Source organism: Chromobacterium rhizoryzae, assembly GCF_020544465.1.
In the GTDB taxonomy this organism is placed as follows: Bacteria; Pseudomonadota; Gammaproteobacteria; order Burkholderiales; family Chromobacteriaceae; genus Chromobacterium.
In genome coordinates this window covers 1853397-1869545 of sequence record NZ_CP066126.1, presented here as the reverse complement: position 1 = coordinate 1869545, position 16149 = coordinate 1853397, and the positions used below count along the sequence as shown (strand labels likewise).

The window sequence follows — 16149 nt, the reverse complement described above, 5'->3', positions numbered from 1 at the left end:
TCCGTGCTCGCTCCCTCGCTGTACTACTTGTACTATCTCGGTCGCTCCGCGCGGTGCGCCTTGCTCTCGTGCCGCTCGCTACGGTTTTTCGAGGTCCCCGTTCAATTGCGCGGCGGCGGTTCGGTAATAAAGGCGATCTTCACGATGCCCGCCTGCTGCACCGCCAGCACGATCCGGCCGATCGGGCTGTACTTCGCCGCCAGATCCCCGCGGATGTGCACTTCCGGCTGCGGCTCCTTCTTCGCTTCCTTCACCAGCCGCGCCAGCAGTTCTTCCTGCGTCTTCACCGGCGTGGTGTTCCAGTAAATGGTGTTGCCGGTGTCCACCCCCAGCACGATGTTCTCCGGCTTGGTCTGCGTCGGGATATTGCTTTCCTTCGGCAAGGCCATCTTCACCGTCTGCGTCACCACCGGCACCGTGATCAGGAAGATGATCAGCAGCACCAGCATCACGTCCACCAGCGGCGTGGTGTTGATCGCGGACATCACCGCGTCTTCGTCGCCCTTGCCGTGGCCTTGGCCGAATCTTGCGTTGCGCCCCTTCATCGTCGTCGCCTCAGCGCGCGTTCAGCAGGCTGGCGTGCAGGCGGCCGGCCACCACGCGCACCATGTCCAGCACCAGCTTGTTGCGGCGCACCAGCCAGTTGTATCCCAGCACCGCCGGCACCGCCACGCCCAGACCGATCGCGGTCATGATCAGCGCCTCGCCCACCGGGCCCGCCACTTTGTCGATGGACGCCTGGCCGGACATGCCGATCGCGGTCAGCGCGTGGTAAATGCCCCATACCGTGCCGAACAGGCCGACGAAGGGCGCCGTGGAACCCACGGTGGCCACCACCGACAGGCCGTTTTGCATATGGTGGCTGGCGGAGTCCACCGCGTCGGAGATGGCCATCGACACCCAGGTGTTGAGGTCCACGCGGCCGGCCAGTTCGCCCTTGTGCTCGGCCGCCGCGTCAATGCCGGCCGCCGCCACCGCGCTGAACATGCCTTCGTCGGCCAGTTCGCTCGCGCGTTTTTGCAGTTCCGCGCCGTGAGACGCCAGCAGTTCGCGGCCTTGTTTGAGCAGGCGGCGCTGTTCCAGCAGTTTGACGATGCCCACGTACCAGGTGGCCGCGGACATGATCAGCAGAATGATCAGGGTGCCGCGCGCGACGATGTCGCCTTGCGCCCACAGGGCGTCGATGCCGTACGGGTTGCTGGTCACGTGCGCGGTTTCGGCGGCCAGGACAGGCAGGCTGGCCAGCAGGGCCAGGGCGGCGAAGGCGGTGCGAGTGGTCTTGGTCATGCTTTGGTTCTCCTAAGAGTTGCTGTGCTCCGGTCGAGGCGCGCTCGCGCTCATTCGCCGGAATCGAGTTTGAAGCCGAATTCCTGGCTCAACAGGCTGTTGGGTTTGCAGCTATAGCCTTGCAGCGCGGCGCTGATCGCCGACTGGAAGCCGCTGCGGTAACGCGGCGGGATGCCGCCGTCGAACGAGATGTTGGCGATGTGGCTGAAGCGGCCGTTGTCGCCCACCTGGAAGGCCACGCGCACCACGCCCTGGATCTCGTCCTGCTGCGCCTTGCTCGGGTATTCCGGGGCTTGCAGCTGGGTGCAGTTGGCCTTGGCCGACACCGGGCCCTTGGGCGCTTCCACCGCCGGGGCGGGGGTGGGCGCCGGCTGCGGCGCCGGGTCCGAGGTGGTGGACTGGATCGCGTTGGCCGTGGAGGTGACCGGCGGCGGATTGACCACCGGCGGCACATAGGCCTGCGGCTTGGGCGCGGCGGTGGGCTGCACCACTTTTTCTATTTTGGGGGGCGGAGGCGGCGGAGGCGGCGGCGGTTCGCTGATGACCGCCACTTCCACTTTTTGCTGGATCACTTTGACCACGCCCTGGGCCAGGCCCGACACCAGCGCGTAGATCAACAGTGCATGGAAGACGATCACGCCGACCAAGCCCGCGATGCGGCGCTTGGGCGGGGGACCGCCGATTCCTCTGGCTGTGATGCTCGTCATGTTTATACCCACAATTGCGGCGACTAGACCGGCCCCTCCCCGCCTTGTGAGCGGGCGGAGCCGGCGCGGCCGCCATTTGCCACTCCGGCCTTCGCGCGAAAGCCGGTTCCTGCGTCCTCCCTCCAGCCGGGGCGGCGCAAGGCCGTCCCGGCATGGCGGAGTTACATCTTGTAGCTGGCCTTCACGAAGTAGGCTCGGCCCACCGCGTCGGTGAAGCGCGGGTCATAGCCCTGGGGCGTGGTTTCGCCCTGATTGCTCCACGGCGGCAGTTGGTCGAACAGGTTCTTGATGCCGGCGGTCACGGTCAGTTGCTTGTTCCAGGCGTAGGATCCGGACAGGTTCCAGGTGGAGTAAGGCTTGACCATGTGGCTGGGGTCGGAATCGGTGTAACCGGACTTGTAAGCCTGGGCCAAGATGCCGCTCCACGAGCCGCGCATCCAGTTCAGCGCCAGATTGTGCTGCCAGCGGAAGGTGGGGCTGCCGTTGACATAGGCGCCCAGATCGCTGTGGTAGTCTCCGCCCTTCTCGTACTGGAAGCTGTGCTTACTGATGTAAGTGCCGTCCAGATTCACCGTGAAATCGCCAACCGAGGTGCGCGGCAGACGGTAGGAGAAACCCAGGTCGACGCCGGCGGCGCTGGTGTTGCCCAGGTTGTCGGTGAGGTCGGTCACGTACAGCAGATTGTTCTTCGAATCCCGGACGAACAAATTGGCGTATTTGCCCGGGTTGGCGAAGATGGTCTGCTCGTTCAGCGAACCGATGGAGTTCTGGATATTGGTCCACCAGAAGTCCACGCTGGTGGTCAGGTCCTTGACCGGCTCCAGCACCATGCCGAAGGAGATGGACGAGGATTTTTCCGGCTGCAGGCTCTTGTTGCCGCCGGTCAGCAGATTTTGCTGCGTCTTGACGCAAGAGGACGAACCGGCGCCCGGCTGCGCCACGCCGCCCGGGCACAATACCGGGTCGGTGTAGTTCTTGGCGGTCAGCTGCTGCTGGGCGGGCTGATTGATGTCGTACAGCGACGGCGCGCGGAAGCCGGTGCTGGCCGAGCTGCGCAGCAGCAGTTGCGGCACCGGCTGGTACTTCAGCGAAACCTTGGGATTCACCGAGCTGCCGGAATCGCTGTAGTGGTCGTAACGCACCGCCAGGTTGGCGTCCAGATGCTTGATCACCGGGATGTCCAGCTCGCCGTACAAGGCCTGGGCGCTGCGCTGGCCGCTGCCGTCGTTGGTTTTGGTCAGGCCGGTGCTCAGCGTGTCGGTGGACAGCGCATGGTTGTAGGTATGCTCGATGGTTTCGCGGCGCGCTTCGGCGCCGATGGCCACCGCCAGCATGCCGGCCGGCAGTTGCAGCACTTCCTTGCTGACCTTGAAATCCGCCAGATCGAGTTTGGACTTGGCCTGCTCGATGCGGCCGCTGGACGAGAACGGTTTCCAGGCGGCCGGATCGGAAGTCCCTGGATCGAAGCCGCTGTTCAACGCGTTCTGCAGCTTGCTCTGGCTCAGGTAGCCGCCGTCCAGATCGTGAGTGACCTTGCTTTCCGAGTGGCCGAGGCCGGCGCGGTAGTCCCAACCGGCGATCAAGCCCTCCAGATTCATCTGCAAACGCTGGGTGGTGGCGGTGGTGCTGTCCACGCGCGCGCCGGCCGGCACCGAGCGGCCATACACCGGGAACGGACCGTCCGCCGGGTTCTGACCCGGCGCGGTCGGCGAAGTCACGTCGCCGGAGAACGGCGTCGGCGCCACCCAGGTGGTGTTCTTGGTTTCGGTCACCAGATATTGCAAGGACAGCTCGTGGTCGCCGATGCGGGTGGTGCCCTTGAGCACGCCGGTCTGCTGCTCGACCTCGGGCTGGATGGACGGATACAGCGAATACAGCTGCGAACAGGCGCCGCTGCCGTCCGGCGTCGAATACGGCGGCGCGCAATTGGGCGAACCGGTAATCAGGTCGCCGCTGGGCAACAGGTAGTTGGGAGGAAAGCTGTTGACGCTGCGCTTGGTGCTGCTGGTGATCTGGGACGCGAAATCACGCTGGGTGGCCATGATCTTGTTGGTCTTGTGATACTCGTAAGCGCCGTAGATATTGAAGCCGTCCTTGCCCAGATCGCCGTAGCCGTAGGACAGATTGACGCTGCGCTCCTGGCCGCCGGAACGTTGCGGGGACAGAAACTCGCCGCCGATGGACAGGCCCTGCATGGTTTTCTTGGTGATGAAGTTGATCACGCCGCCGATGGCGTCGGTGCCGTAGATGGCGGAAGCGCCGTCGCGCACCACTTCGATGCGGTCTATCACCGTCAGCGGAATGGCGTTGAGGTCGACCGAGGTGCCGTCCATTGGCTGGTTCACGATGCGGCGGCCGTCCAGCAGGATCAAGGTGTACTGGTGACCCAGGCCTCGCAGGCTGGCGTAGGAAGCCCCCCCGGTGGAAGCGCCCACCGCGGCGTTGGCCCCCTGGGAGGACTGGTTGGCGGCCAGGCTGTTGACCACTTGCTCAACCGACGTCATGCCCTGTTTGATCAGGTCGTCGGTCTTGATGATGGTCATCGGGATCGCCTGCTCCTGCTTGATGGAGCGCTTGATGTTGGAGCCGGTGATCTCCACTCGGTCCAGGGTGCCGCTTGCGTCGTCCGCATGGGCCAGAGGCATGGCTCCAGCGCCGAGCATGGCGAGCGCCAGCGCGATTCTCTTCTTGCGATAGTTCATGATTCTCCAATCCCTTGTAAGTTCATCCGGCCACTGACCTCGTCGGGTTTATGGCTCTATTCAGAGCATCGTTGTGCTCATTTTTTGATCTGAACCGAAGGCGATCCGAGTGTGCGAATTAATCATGATCAGCGTCAATAAACTTTTCCGCGGCGGCCCCCCGCCATCTTCAGAGCGAGCAGGCACTATGTTTTAAGCAATGATTCTTAAGGGCTCAAAACCTTTATTAAACAAGCGTCTAACCGGTATTAGAAATCCAATATACAAAAACCCTCATCGCATACTTAGAGCAGAAACTACAAAAAAAGGCATGCATCTATCCCGTAAGCATGTTGCTTTTTTGCAATTGCGTTAAAAACAGCGCAGCGTAAATACTTCTTATTCTGTGTTTTTAATACTTGTTACATGTAAAAAGCTGGTGGCTGCCATGCATTATTCAGATGCCACTTTCTAAATCTCCTCCGGCAGGCGGCGCGGCCGCGGATTACGCCACGCCGGCCAGCCGGCCGCCCTCGCCCCGCGCGCCGGCCCGGCATGAAGCGCGCTCATGCAAGACCCGCCGCCGGCGCCGCTCTCTCAGGCAAACGGCCCACGCGGCGCGACCGATCCGCCACAGTTCACCCCTGTCCTGATTGCCATTTTCAAAGTTTGTGATTGACCAGCTAAATGATAACGATTATCATTTCTAAAAATTCACCCAGGAGGGATGTCCAATGAATGCCATGCTTGTGGGAGCCGATACCCTCGGCAATATTCCGGATGTGCTGCGCGATTTCGGCATCAACATCCATCGTCACGTCAGCGGCCGCAACAGCTCGCACCAGCGCAAGGTGGACCGCCTGCCGGCCGGCACCGACCTCTTGATTCTGTTCACCGATTTTCTGGGCCACAACGTGATGCGCCATTTCCGCGAACTGGCCTCGGAAAACCAGATCCGCTTCATCGCCTGCCGCCGCTCGGTCTGTGCGCTCAAGCAATCGCTCACCGGAGCCGGCCTCAACGACAGCCAATGCGCCGCCTGCCCGCACCAGTGCGCGGCGGCCAAGAGCGGCGGCGGCAAGCGCAAGCGCTGATTTTTTCTTACCACCCTTGAAGTTAAAAGCCGGCTTGCGCCGGCTTCTTTTTATCCCGCGCCGCGGGCAAGAAAAAACCGGCCAGAAGGCCGGTTTCCCCTTGCGCTTTCAAATGGCTACTCCCCGCGCCCCGCCTTGCGCGCGGCCTCCCCCAACTGCTTCAGCTGTTGCGAGAAATTGCGGCAATTGCCGCACATGAACAGGTGCACGCGCAGACGCACGTGTTCCCACTGGCTCAAGGGACGGTCCTGCGAGGCCGAGATCAAACGGCTGGCCTGACGACAACTCAACTTCATACGCTAGCCTCCCGGCTCCAGCGAATCGAAAAACATTCCCGCAAGCTCATGCGGGCGCGATACAGCAATACGGAACAGTTGGTCGCGCTGATCTCCAGATTCTTACAGATCTCCGCGATCTCCATGCCCATCACCTCGCGCATCACGAACACCATCGCGGTGCGGCGCGGCATCACTTCCGAACACTGCTCGAACACCTCCCAGAACTGGCGCGAGATCAAGGACTGCTCCGGCCCGCTCCAGGCCTTGACCGGCTCGCGCCAGTGGCCGTCCCGGCTGAACAGGCCGTCGAAATCGCCGTCGTCGGCCTCGTTCTCCAGCGATTCGAACAGCTTCTCCTTGCCCTTGCGGCGCAAGGCGTCGATCAGCTTGAAGCGCAGGATGGAGGTCAGCCAGGTGCGCAGCGTGGATTTGCCGCTAAAGGAGGCGCGGGACTCCAGCGCCGCCAGCAGCGTTTCCTGCACCGCCTCGTCGGCGGCGTCCTTCTCGCGCAATTGCGCCAGCGCGTAGCGGAACAGATAAGGGCGTTCCGCTTCTATATCTCGGTCTTCTATCATTCGCTATCCGCTTTCTTAGAGTCTGTTTACGATCTCGCGAGCTAAAGCGAGACGCAGCAGATCGTAAACAGGCTCTTGCCGCTCATTCGCGGCAGAATTCCACCGCCTGATCCAGCCGCTCCACCGCGATCACCCGCAGCCCTTCTATCGGCTGGCGCGGGCTGTTGGCCTGCGGCACGATGGCGCGGGTGAAGCCCAGCTTGGCCGCTTCCTTCAAGCGCTCCTGGCCGCGCGCCACCGGGCGCACCTCGCCGGCCAGACCCACTTCGCCGAACACCACCAGCTTTTCCGGCAAGGGCTTGTTGCGCAAGGAGGACACCATGGCCAGGATGATGGCCAGATCGGCCGCCGGTTCGTTGATCTTGACCCCGCCCACCGCGTTGAGGAACACGTCCTGATCGAAGCAGGCGACGCCGCCGTGGCGGTGCAGCACCGCCAGCAACATGGCCAGGCGGTTCTGCTCCAGGCCCACGGTCAGGCGCTTGGGCTGGAAGCCGTGGCAGTCGTCCACCAAGGCCTGGATTTCCACCAGCAAGGGCCGGCTGCCCTCCTGGGTGACCAGCACGCAGGAGCCGGACACATCGTCGCGGTAAGAGGACAGGAAGATGGCCGAGGGATTGGACACGCCCTTGAGGCCGCGGTCCGTCATCACGAACACGCCCAGCTCGTTGACCGCGCCGAAACGGTTCTTGATCGCGCGTATCATCCGGTAATTGGAGTGGGAATCCCCCTCGAAATACAGCACGGTGTCCACCATGTGCTCCAGCACGCGCGGGCCGGCCAGCGAGCCCTCCTTGGTGACGTGTCCCACCAGCAGAATGGTGATGCCGGTCTGCTTGGCCATGCGCGTCAGCTGCGCCGCGCATTCGCGCACCTGGGACACCGAGCCGGGCGCCGAGGTCACTTGGTCGGTGTACAGGGTCTGGATGGAGTCGATCACCGCCACTTCCGGCTGCTCGCGCTTCAGCGTTTCCAGGATGGCTTCCAGCCGGATTTCCGCCAGCAGGTTGACGCGCTCGGTGGCCACCGCCAAACGGGTGGCGCGCAGCGCGATCTGCTGCGGCGATTCCTCGCCGGACACATAGAGCACTTTGCGGCGCGCGCCGATTTCGGACAGCGCTTGCAGCAATAGCGTGGATTTGCCGATGCCGGGATCGCCGCCGATCAGGATCACCGCGCCGCGCACCACGCCGCCGCCCAGCACCCGGTCCAGCTCGTCGATGCCGGATGGATCGCGCGGCACTTCCTCGGTTTGCACATCGGACAGCTTTTGCACCTGGGTGGCGCTGTCGCTCCAGGACTGGAAACGGGCGTTGGCCGCCGGCGCGGCCTGCACCGCCTCGGTCAGCGTGTTCCAGGCGTTGCAATGCGGGCATTGGCCCTGCCATTTGGGCGTTTGACCGCCGCACTCGGCGCAACTGAATACGGTTTTGATTTTTGCCATCAGGACAACGGAAAGAAGTGGGCGGGCTCAGCCGTGCGAACCAGGCGCAGGGCTGTTCTTATTGAGTTCATTGATGATGTTGAGCAGGCGTTTCTGCTCCGGCTCCGCGCCGGAGGCCGCCTTGGATTTTTCCCCGCCTTCGCCGGCGGGCTTGTTGCGGATGGCCGCCAGCACCGCCTCCACTTGCGGATCGGTGCGCGCGGCGCGTTCGGCTTCTTCGTTGCTCAGCGGCCTGGGGCCGGAGGGAGAGGTGTTGGCGCTGGATTTTTCCGCCGGCGCGGACGCGGCGCCGTGGCCGCTGGCGGTGGGCGCCGGCATGCCGGCGGAGGCGGACGCTTCCCGGGGCGGCTCCATGGTGTCCAGCTTGTTCTTGGCCATGTACTCGTTCATCTCGCGCCAGCCGGCGTAAATCGCCGCCTTGTCGGCTTCGGGATTGCGCAGATAGCACTCTTCCAGCGAACGGCCGGTCTGACGGCAGGCCGCGCCTATCGCCTTATTGGCGTCCTTGGTCAAGCCGGTGACGTTGCCCACCCAGTTGCAGCCGGTCAACGCCAGCAACAGCGGCAACCATAGCCATCGCCCTATGCTCATGCCTCCCCCTTCCCCTCAAGCGCGCCGGGCGCGCAAATCCAGTTCCACGATCTCGCCGCTGCGGCCCTGGCTGGCGGGCCCCAGCCAGTACAGCAAATGCGGCATCAGTTCGGACAGATTGCCGCGTTCGGACTTGTCCTCGCCCGGGTGGGTGCGGTTGCGCTGCGGCGAATTCACCGGCCCCGGGATCAGCTGGTTGACGCGCAACTGCGGGTAAACGTCCCATTCATTGGCCGCCACCTGGGTCAGGTAGTTGAGGCCGGCCTTGGACGCGCCGAAACCGCCCCAGTACGGCGCCGGGTGCAAGCCGTGGGTTTCGCCGACGAACAGCACCGCCGCGTCCGGCGAATCCTTCAACAGCGGCAGACAGGCCCGGGTCAGCGCGAACGGCGCCACGGTATTGATCCGGTACTGGTCCATCCACTCTTCCACCGTCTGATTGGACAGCGGCGACAGCGCGTAAAAATGCGAGGCGCAGTGCAGAATGCCGTCCAGGCGGCCCAGCTCGCGCTTGATCATCATCGCCAGATTGTTGAAATCGCCCTCCGCCGCCTTCAGCAGGTCCAGCGGCACCGCCGCCGGCTCCGGCCCTCCGGCGGCCGCTATTTCATCGTAGACCTTCTCCAGGCCTTTGACGCTGCGCGCCAGCAACACCACGGTGGCGCCGTGACGCGCCAACGTCAGCGCGGCCTCGCGGCCTATGCCCTGGGAGGCGCCGGTAATCAGCACCACGCGGTCCTTGAATGCGTTAGAGGCGATATCTGTCGTCATTTTTTTTCGCTATCTTGTAATCAGGGCCATCGGCGGCGCGCCCCTGCGGCCGCCGGATGGCTCACAGTCTTCCAATCACCGCGCGGGCGGCTGCGACGCCGCTTCGGACGGCCCCCTCCAAAGTGGCAGGATAATCAGCATGCGTCCAATCTCCCGCCAAATAAAGCGATTGTACCGGGCTTGGCTGCGCCGGTCGCCTCATATCGACCAAACTGGCAAAAGTGGCCCGCCGCTCCGCCAGCACCCGGAAATCAAGCCGCCGGCCGGCGCGCGGATCAAGCCGGCGCACGTCGGCCTCCACCAAAGCAGCCAGTTCCTCTTGCGCAAGCGTGTCCAGATGCTGCGGCGCGCTCATCACCGCGGCCACCCAGCCGGTCTCGCCCATCAGCGCGCCGCGGTCGAACAGCCAGTCGCCGACGCCGCCGCTGCAGGCGCACATCGGCGCCGGCAAACGGACCGCGCCTTCAAACTGCAGGTAGACGGTGTAGATGGGCCAATAACGATAAGCATCGGTCAGCTGGCGCAGCGCTGGATCCGCCGTCAGTTCCGCCGCGTGATACGGCGCCACCGCCAGCACGGCGGCGTCGAAGCGCTCGCCGTCCACGCTCACCCCCGTTGAATCCGCCGCCACGCCGCGCACGCGCCGGCCGGCGCGCAGATCCGCGCCGCGCGCCGCCAGCCAGCGCCAGGCCGGCTCCGGGAACAGGGCGGACAAGTCCACTTTGGGCAGCAAGAGATCGCTGGCGGCGCGCTCCGCGCCCAGGCTGTCGCGCAGCACCGCGGCCAGCACCCGCATCGACGCCTGCTCCGGCGGGGTGTTGAGGCCGGACAGCACCAGCGGCCGCCAGAATTCGCGGATCAGCGTTTCGGACTGCCCTTGCTCCAGCAGCCATTGCGTCACCGCGCAGTCCGGCTCCACCCGCCAGCCCTGCCCTTTCAAACGCTGCAAGGCCAGCGCCAGCCGCGCCTTGTCGCGCCAGCTTATGCCGCGCGCCGTCAGCAGGCCGGCCGCCAGATGCAAGGGCGCCGGCAGCCGCGGGCAGCTCAGGCTGATGCCGCCCTGGCGCTGCCAGTTCATCGGCAGGCGCAGCAAGGCCCGGCTCTCGTCCACGCCCACCGCGGCCATCAGCCGCAGGCATTCGCGATACGCGCCGATCAGGATGTGCTGGCCGTTGTCCAGCCGGCTGCCGGGCACGCCGATGCGGCGGGCGCGGCCGCCCGGCTCGCGGCCGGCCTCGAACACGGTCAGCTCCGCCCGCCCGGCCAGCTCCACCGCGGCGGCGAGGCCGGCCCAGCCGGCGCCGATCACGGCGACGCGCGGCCTGCTCATGCGCGGCTCACGGCCGGTAGCCGAAAGTCCAGGTTTTCCATGCCAGCCACAGCTTGCGGATGGGCGTCAGCGACAGCCGCTGATTGAGCACCTTGGCCGGGCCGTCCAGCTTGATCTCCTCCAGCGTGGCGCGGTAGATCGCGGCCATCAGCAGGCCGGGGCGCTGAGACTTGCGGTCCGCCGCCGGCAGCATTTCCCAGGCCTGGCGGTAGTATTGCTGCGCGCGCTCGATCTGGAATTCCATCAAGTCCTTGAAGGCCGGGCTTTCCTCGTAGTGCAGAATGTCCATCGCCGGGCAATTGAAGCGCTGCAACTCCTCCATCGGCAGATAGATGCGGTCGCGGCGCGCGTCCTCGCCCACGTCCCGGATGATGTTGGTCAGCTGGAAGGCGATGCCCAACTCGTGCGCGTACTCCAGCGTCTTCTCGTCGCCGTAGCCGAAGATGCGCGCCGCCAGTTGCCCCACCACGCCGGCCACGCGGTGGCAGTACAGCAGCAGGTCCTGGAAACGCTGGTAGCGCACCATGCTCAGGTCCATGGCCATGCCATCTATGATTTCTTCCAGCTCGCTCTGCGGCAGGCCGAAAGCCCGCGCGTGCGGCTGCAGCGCCTGCATCACCGGGTGTTCCGGCGCGCCCTGGTAGAGCTTGGCGATTTCGCCGCGCCACCAGGCCAGCTTGGCGCTGGCCACGCCGGGGTCGTGGCATTCGTCCACCACGTCGTCCACCTCGCGGCAGAAGGCGTACAGCGCGGTGATCGCGCGGCGGCGCGACTCCGGCAAGAAGCGGAAGCTGTAATAGAAGCTGGAGCCGCTGGCGGCGGCCTTGTCTTCGCAATACTGATCAGGCGTCACGCGCCACTCCTGTCCAAGCGGCGGCCGCGGCGGGCCGCCGTCCTTCAATCATATTCATCGTCGTCGCGCCGCGGCGCTCACTTGGCGCGCGCCGCGCGCCACAGCATGTAAATCCAGTCGCGCCATCCCAGCACCGGACGGCGGCGGAACACATCGCCGCCGGAGTCGTGCAGCTTTTTCAGTATCCGTTCGCCGCCCAGGATGATCAGCCTCAGTTCCAGCCCCATCCGGCCCTTCAACACTTTGCCCAGCGGCGCGCCGGCCTGCAACATCTTGCGCGCGCGCTCAATCTGGGCGCGCATCATAGGCTGCCACAGGCCGCCGGCGTCGCGCGCGGCGATCTGCGCCTCGCTCACCCGGAAGCGCTGCAAATCCTCCTGCGGCAGATAAACCCGGCCCTTGCGCCAGTCCAGCTCGACATCCTGCAGGAAATTGATCAGTTGCAAGGCGGTGCAGATGCCGTCCGACATCGCCAGCGAGCGCCTATCGTTCTCGCCGTACAGCCCCAGCATCAGCCGGCCCACCGGATTGGCGGAGCGGCGGCAGTAATCCGCCAGTTCCGCGTAATCGCGGTAGCGGGTTTTCCCCACGTCCTGACGGAAGGCCGCCAGCAGATCGTGAAACGGCTGCAAGTCCAGGCCGTGCTCGGCGATCGCCGCCGCCAGATTGCGCATCATGGCCGTGTCCGGCGTCTGGCCGGCGCCGATGCGCTCCAGCTCCGCGCCCAGGCGGTCCAGTTCGGCCAGCCTCAGCTCGGGGGCGTCGTCGCCCTCGTCCGCCACGTCGTCGGCGTAACGCGCGAAATGGTAGATGGCGTGCACGGCGCGGCGCATCCTGCGCGGCAGCAGGATGGAGCCCACCGGGAAATTCTCGTAATGCCCAACCGACATCGGCTTGCTTCCTGTTGTATGGCTGGCGAATGGGCGATTATAACCGAGCGCTCCGGACCCTCCTATGCCGGCGGCCGCGCCGCCGCCGGAAAATTATCCAAAAAAAGCGGCGGAGGCTATTTACACGCTCCTGCCGCTGCCATATACTGCGCAGCACTGTGAAACGCAGCCGGTGCGGGGGTATAGCTCAGTTGGGAGAGCGCTTGCATGGCATGCAAGAGGTCAGCGGTTCGATCCCGCTTACCTCCACCAAAAACTGCTTCACAGCGAGACGCCGCCCAGCGCGGCGCGCAGCAAAAGCCGATTCCGAGGAATCGGCTTTTTGCATTGTCCCCGCCCTTTTCCCGCTTGCCTTTTTTTGTTGCGGCGCAAATAACTAAAGCAAGTCCATCCCCTCCCGTCGCGGAGCTTCCGTATGCCGCGTGCCCGCCTGATCTTCCTGCTGCTGTCCCTGTGCGCCTTCGGCGCTGCGGCCGAGCCGCGCCCGGCCAGCCTGCGGCTGTGCACCGAAGACATGGACTCGCCGCCGTGGCGCAGCCAGAACGGCCCCAGCCTGAGCTTGCAGATGCTGAAGTCCGCCGCCCAAAGAAGCAATATCAAGCTGGAAATCCGGGAGATGGCCTGGGTGCGCTGCCTGAACGAGGTGCAGAACAATCAGTTGGACGGCGTCTTCGAGATCAGCTTCAAGCCGGAGCGGCTGCGCATCGGCGTCTATCCGATGAAAGGCGACGCCGCCGACCCGGCGATGCGCATGCATCTGGACAGCTACAGCCTGTACCGGCTGAAAGGCTCGCCGCTGGAATGGGACGGGCAAAGCCTCAGCCACCTGGAAGGCGCCGTCGGCGCGCAGACCGGCTTCTCCGTCATCGCCCAGCTTCAGGCGCTGGGCGCGCAGGTGGACGACAGTTCGCGCAATCCGGAGCAGAATCTGAACAAGCTCTTGGCGCGCCGCATCGGCGCCCTGGCCTTGCCCACGCTGACCGGCGACAGCCTGCTGGCGGGCAATCCGGCCTATAGGGACAGGATAGAAAAAGTGGGGCCGGACTTGGTCGCCAAGCCTTACTACCTGATTTTTTCCCACCGCTTCGCGGACGGCCACCCCAAGCTGACCCGCCAATTCTGGGAAGCCATCGCCCAGACGCGGGACACCCCCGAGTACCGCAAGGCTCTGCAAGACGCGCTGCGCCAGCTCAACCGCTGACGCCGCCGTGTTGCGCCCCCGCTATCCCAAATCGGCAAAACGCCGTCCGTCCGCTTGCCCCCAAACGCGAATCTTGCGAGCGTAAGCTCTGGTTCACCACTCGCCCGCCGGGGGAAACATGAGCGTTCGTCTGCCCGCCCACACCGTCGCGCCCGTCCGCGGCGGCGCCTTGATCGCCCTGATCGCCTTCGCCGCCGTCGCGCCGCTGGTGCTGATGACCGCGCCGGCGCTGGCCGGCCAATTGGCCAGCCAGTTCGGCCTGGGGCCGGAACGCATCGGCCGCCTGTTCGCGGTGGAGCTGGGCGCGATGAGCCTGGCGACGCTGCCGGCCTATTTCTGGCTGCCGCGCGTGGACTGGCGGCGCGCCGCCGCCTGCGCCGCCTGGCTGTTCATCGCCGCCAATCTCGCCTCCTGTTTCGCCGCCACTTACGCCGAGCTGCTGCCGCTGCGGCTGCTCAGCGCGCTGGCCGGCGGCTCGCTGATGATTTTATGCCTGTCCACCGCCGCGGCCAGCGCCAATCCCGAACGCGCCTACGGCCTGTGGGTGTGCGGCCAGCTGGCGCTGGGCGCCCTGGGCCTGCTGCTGTTTCCGGCCTGGTTCGCTCGTCACGGCGTCGCCGCCTGTTATCTGAGCCTGGCGGCGCTGATGGCCCTCTGCCTGCCGCTGGCCCGCTGTTTTCCGTCCATGGCGGCCCGGCCCGCCGCGCCGTCCGGCGCGGGAGCGACGCCCTGGTGCCCGGCGCTGATCGGGGCGGCCGCCACCTTGTGCTTCTACGTCAGCCTGAGCGGCACCTGGACTTTCATCGGCAGCATCGCCGCCCAGGCGGGGCTGAGCCCGGAGCAAAGCGGAGACTGGCTGGCCCTCGCCACGCTGATGGGCATCGCCGGTTCGGTCTGCGCCGCGGCGATCGGCGGCCGCGGCGCGCGCCGCCGTCTGCTGATCGCCGGCTACGGGCTGATGCTGCTGGCGCTGGCCCTGCTGCTGGGCGCACCGCGCGCCGGCCGCTTCGCCGCGGCGGCGCTCGTCTTCAAATACGCGTGGACCTTCATCCTGCCCTTCATTCTGGCCACGCTGGCCGCGCTGGATCACAGCGGCCGGCTGATGAACACCGTCAATCTGGCGATAGGCGGCGGCCTGGCGCTGGGACCGGCGCTGGCCGGCGAATTGATGGCCGCCCGCGGCCAAAACCCTCAAACCCTGCTGCTCGTCGCCATGGGACTCGCCGCCTTGTCGCTGGCCCTGTTGCTGACGCTGCGGCCCGCAAGCGTCAGGAGTCCGCAATGACCGCCCGCACCGCGTTTTTCTTCGACGAACTCTGCCTGTGGCACAGCGCCGGCCCCCACGCTCAGATCCTGCCGGTGGGCGGCTGGGTGCAACCACCTTCCGGCGGCGGCCACGCCGAATCCCCGGACAGCAAGCGCAGGCTGAAAAGCCTGATGGACGTGTCCGGCCTCGGCGCCCGGCTGCAAGTACGCGGCGCGCCGCCCCTGGACGAGGACGCGCTGCTGCGCGTGCACACGCCCGCCTATCTGCAGCGCTTCAAGGCGCTCAGCGACGCCGGCGGCGGCGAGCTGGGACCGCAGGCGCCGATAGGCCCCGGCAGCTATGAAATCGCCAAACTGTCCGCCGGCCTGGCCTGGGCCGCGGTGAACGCCGTGCTCGCCGGCGAGGCGGACAAGGCCTACGCGCTGTCGCGCCCGCCCGGCCATCATTGCTCGGCGGACGGCGCGATGGGCTTCTGTTTTCTGGCCAACGCCGCCCTCGCCGCGGAGCTGGCCATCGCCCGCCACGGCCTGAGCCGCGTCGCCATCGTCGATTGGGACGTGCACCACGGCAACGGCACCCAGTCCATTTTTTACCGGCGCGGCGACGTGCTGACCCTCTCCCTGCATCAGGACGGCTGTTATCCGCCCGGCTACGGCGGGGCCGAGGACCGCGGCGAGGGCGAGGGCCTGGACGCCAATCTGAACATCCCCTTGCTGCCCGGCGGCGGCCACCAGGCCTATCTGGACGCGATGCGGCTGCTGGTGCTGCCGGCGCTGCGGCGTTTCCGGCCCGAGTTGATCATCGTCGCCTGCGGCTACGACGCCAACGCCGTCGATCCCCTGGCCAGAATGCAGGCGCACAGCGACACCTTCCGCGAGATGACGCGGCAGCTGGCCGACTACGCCGACGCCGAGGCGGGCGGACGGCTGGTCCTGCTGCACGAGGGCGGCTATTCCGAGGCCTACGTGCCCTTTTGCGGCCTGGCCGCGCTGGAGGCGCTGTCCGGCGTCCGCACCGAGGTGCGGGACCCGCTGCTGGAACTGATCATCGCGCAGCAGCCCGGCGCGCCGCTGCGCGAGCTGCAAACGCGCCTGCTGGAAGCGCAGGCCGAGCGGCTCGGGTTTTGAACGCCCGCCCCAAAACGAGCCGAGTCCGCCATTTAGCCATCGATAAGGAGCCG

Annotated in this window: 16 protein-coding genes and 1 tRNA gene; 5 read left to right on the top strand and 12 right to left on the bottom strand. The window is 65.8% G+C overall.

What is annotated here, in order from left to right; genetic code table 11:
• Positions 1–101: 101 nt before the first annotated feature.
• The 4 genes from JC616_RS08615 to JC616_RS08600 all read right to left on the bottom strand — a co-directional run bounded on the left by JC616_RS08615 (position 102) and on the right by JC616_RS08600 (position 4696).
• Positions 102–545, bottom strand: a complete 444-nt coding sequence (locus JC616_RS08615) for an ExbD/TolR family protein (RefSeq protein ID WP_227103650.1) — start codon at positions 543–545, stop codon at positions 102–104.
• A gap of 10 nt (positions 546–555) precedes the next feature.
• Entirely contained in the window at positions 556–1287 is a 732-nt protein-coding gene (locus tag JC616_RS08610; RefSeq protein ID WP_107799544.1) for a MotA/TolQ/ExbB proton channel family protein, read from the bottom strand.
• A 50-nt stretch (positions 1288–1337) separates the two neighbouring features.
• Positions 1338–1994: an energy transducer TonB gene (locus tag JC616_RS08605; RefSeq protein ID WP_227103654.1), complete on the bottom strand. Its 657-nt coding sequence runs from the start codon at positions 1992–1994 to the stop codon at positions 1338–1340.
• Between the two features lie 161 nt (positions 1995–2155).
• Complete coding sequence (locus JC616_RS08600; protein ID WP_227107750.1) at positions 2156–4696, bottom strand: TonB-dependent receptor; 2541 nt, start codon at positions 4694–4696, stop codon at positions 2156–2158.
• A 713-nt stretch (positions 4697–5409) separates the two neighbouring features.
• Here JC616_RS08600 and JC616_RS08595 point away from each other — a divergent pair.
• The gene (locus JC616_RS08595) at positions 5410–5769 is read left to right on the top strand and encodes a DUF2325 domain-containing protein (protein WP_019104007.1); all 360 of its coding nucleotides are present in this window, start codon (positions 5410–5412) and stop codon (positions 5767–5769) included.
• 116 nt (positions 5770–5885) lie between these two features.
• Here the strand turns inward: JC616_RS08595 and JC616_RS08590 are convergent, their stop codons facing one another.
• The 8 genes from JC616_RS08590 to hpnC all read right to left on the bottom strand — a co-directional run bounded on the left by JC616_RS08590 (position 5886) and on the right by hpnC (position 12501).
• Complete coding sequence (locus tag JC616_RS08590; RefSeq protein ID WP_107798721.1) at positions 5886–6065, bottom strand: zf-HC2 domain-containing protein; 180 nt, start codon at positions 6063–6065, stop codon at positions 5886–5888.
• Positions 6062–6622 (bottom strand): sigma-70 family RNA polymerase sigma factor, encoded by a 561-nt coding sequence (locus JC616_RS08585; protein ID WP_107798720.1) that lies wholly within the window; start codon positions 6620–6622, stop codon positions 6062–6064. The genes JC616_RS08590 and JC616_RS08585 overlap by 4 nt, the downstream gene beginning before the upstream one ends.
• 82 nt (positions 6623–6704) lie before the next feature.
• The gene (gene radA, locus JC616_RS08580) at positions 6705–8066 is read right to left on the bottom strand and encodes a DNA repair protein RadA (protein ID WP_227107748.1); all 1362 of its coding nucleotides are present in this window, start codon (positions 8064–8066) and stop codon (positions 6705–6707) included.
• Positions 8067–8093: 27 nt separating this feature from the next.
• On the bottom strand, positions 8094–8657 hold the full coding sequence (locus JC616_RS08575) for a hypothetical protein (protein WP_107798718.1): 564 nt from the start codon (positions 8655–8657) through the stop codon (positions 8094–8096).
• 15 nt (positions 8658–8672) lie between these two features.
• Positions 8673–9428, bottom strand: a complete 756-nt coding sequence (locus JC616_RS08570) for an SDR family oxidoreductase (protein ID WP_227107746.1) — start codon at positions 9426–9428, stop codon at positions 8673–8675.
• 61 nt (positions 9429–9489) lie between these two features.
• Positions 9490–10758: a hydroxysqualene dehydroxylase HpnE gene (hpnE, locus tag JC616_RS08565; RefSeq protein ID WP_227107744.1), complete on the bottom strand. Its 1269-nt coding sequence runs from the start codon at positions 10756–10758 to the stop codon at positions 9490–9492.
• 7 nt (positions 10759–10765) lie between these two features.
• Positions 10766–11611 (bottom strand): presqualene diphosphate synthase HpnD, encoded by an 846-nt coding sequence (gene hpnD, locus JC616_RS08560; protein ID WP_107801710.1) that lies wholly within the window; start codon positions 11609–11611, stop codon positions 10766–10768.
• 77 nt (positions 11612–11688) lie between these two features.
• Entirely contained in the window at positions 11689–12501 is an 813-nt protein-coding gene (gene hpnC / locus JC616_RS08555; protein WP_107798715.1) for a squalene synthase HpnC, read from the bottom strand.
• A 176-nt stretch (positions 12502–12677) separates the two neighbouring features.
• On the opposite strand from hpnC, the gene JC616_RS08550 reads away from it, so the two are divergent.
• From JC616_RS08550 to JC616_RS08535, 4 genes are all read left to right on the top strand, one after another.
• Positions 12678–12753, top strand: a tRNA-Ala gene (locus JC616_RS08550).
• Positions 12754–12916: 163 nt separating this feature from the next.
• On the top strand, positions 12917–13702 hold the full coding sequence (locus JC616_RS08545; protein WP_227107742.1) for a substrate-binding periplasmic protein: 786 nt from the start codon (positions 12917–12919) through the stop codon (positions 13700–13702).
• 118 nt (positions 13703–13820) lie between these two features.
• Positions 13821–14987 (top strand): MFS transporter, encoded by a 1167-nt coding sequence (locus JC616_RS08540; protein WP_227107740.1) that lies wholly within the window; start codon positions 13821–13823, stop codon positions 14985–14987.
• Entirely contained in the window at positions 14984–16096 is a 1113-nt protein-coding gene (locus JC616_RS08535; RefSeq protein WP_107798712.1) for a class II histone deacetylase, read from the top strand. Before JC616_RS08540 ends, JC616_RS08535 begins: the two co-directional genes overlap by 4 nt.
• Positions 16097–16149 lie beyond the last annotated feature (53 nt).

Excerpts from the sequence above, each read along its gene's own strand:
- JC616_RS08615 (WP_227103650.1), bottom strand. The coding sequence starts at position 545 with ATGAAGGGGCGCAACGCAAGATTCGGCCAAGGCCACGGCAAGGGCGAC.
- JC616_RS08610 (WP_107799544.1), bottom strand. The coding sequence starts at position 1,287 with ATGACCAAGACCACTCGCACCGCCTTCGCCGCCCTGGCCCTGCTGGCC.
- JC616_RS08605 (WP_227103654.1), bottom strand. The coding sequence starts at position 1,994 with ATGACGAGCATCACAGCCAGAGGAATCGGCGGTCCCCCGCCCAAGCGC.
- JC616_RS08600 (WP_227107750.1), bottom strand. The coding sequence starts at position 4,696 with ATGAACTATCGCAAGAAGAGAATCGCGCTGGCGCTCGCCATGCTCGGC.
- JC616_RS08595 (WP_019104007.1), top strand. The coding sequence starts at position 5,410 with ATGAATGCCATGCTTGTGGGAGCCGATACCCTCGGCAATATTCCGGAT.
- JC616_RS08590 (WP_107798721.1), bottom strand. The coding sequence starts at position 6,065 with ATGAAGTTGAGTTGTCGTCAGGCCAGCCGTTTGATCTCGGCCTCGCAG.
- JC616_RS08585 (WP_107798720.1), bottom strand. The coding sequence starts at position 6,622 with ATGATAGAAGACCGAGATATAGAAGCGGAACGCCCTTATCTGTTCCGC.
- radA (WP_227107748.1), bottom strand. The coding sequence starts at position 8,066 with ATGGCAAAAATCAAAACCGTATTCAGTTGCGCCGAGTGCGGCGGTCAA.
- JC616_RS08575 (WP_107798718.1), bottom strand. The coding sequence starts at position 8,657 with ATGAGCATAGGGCGATGGCTATGGTTGCCGCTGTTGCTGGCGTTGACC.
- JC616_RS08570 (WP_227107746.1), bottom strand. The coding sequence starts at position 9,428 with ATGACGACAGATATCGCCTCTAACGCATTCAAGGACCGCGTGGTGCTG.
- hpnE (WP_227107744.1), bottom strand. The coding sequence starts at position 10,758 with ATGAGCAGGCCGCGCGTCGCCGTGATCGGCGCCGGCTGGGCCGGCCTC.
- hpnC (WP_107798715.1), bottom strand. The coding sequence starts at position 12,501 with ATGTCGGTTGGGCATTACGAGAATTTCCCGGTGGGCTCCATCCTGCTG.
- JC616_RS08545 (WP_227107742.1), top strand. The coding sequence starts at position 12,917 with ATGCCGCGTGCCCGCCTGATCTTCCTGCTGCTGTCCCTGTGCGCCTTC.
- JC616_RS08540 (WP_227107740.1), top strand. The coding sequence starts at position 13,821 with ATGAGCGTTCGTCTGCCCGCCCACACCGTCGCGCCCGTCCGCGGCGGC.
- JC616_RS08535 (WP_107798712.1), top strand. The coding sequence starts at position 14,984 with ATGACCGCCCGCACCGCGTTTTTCTTCGACGAACTCTGCCTGTGGCAC.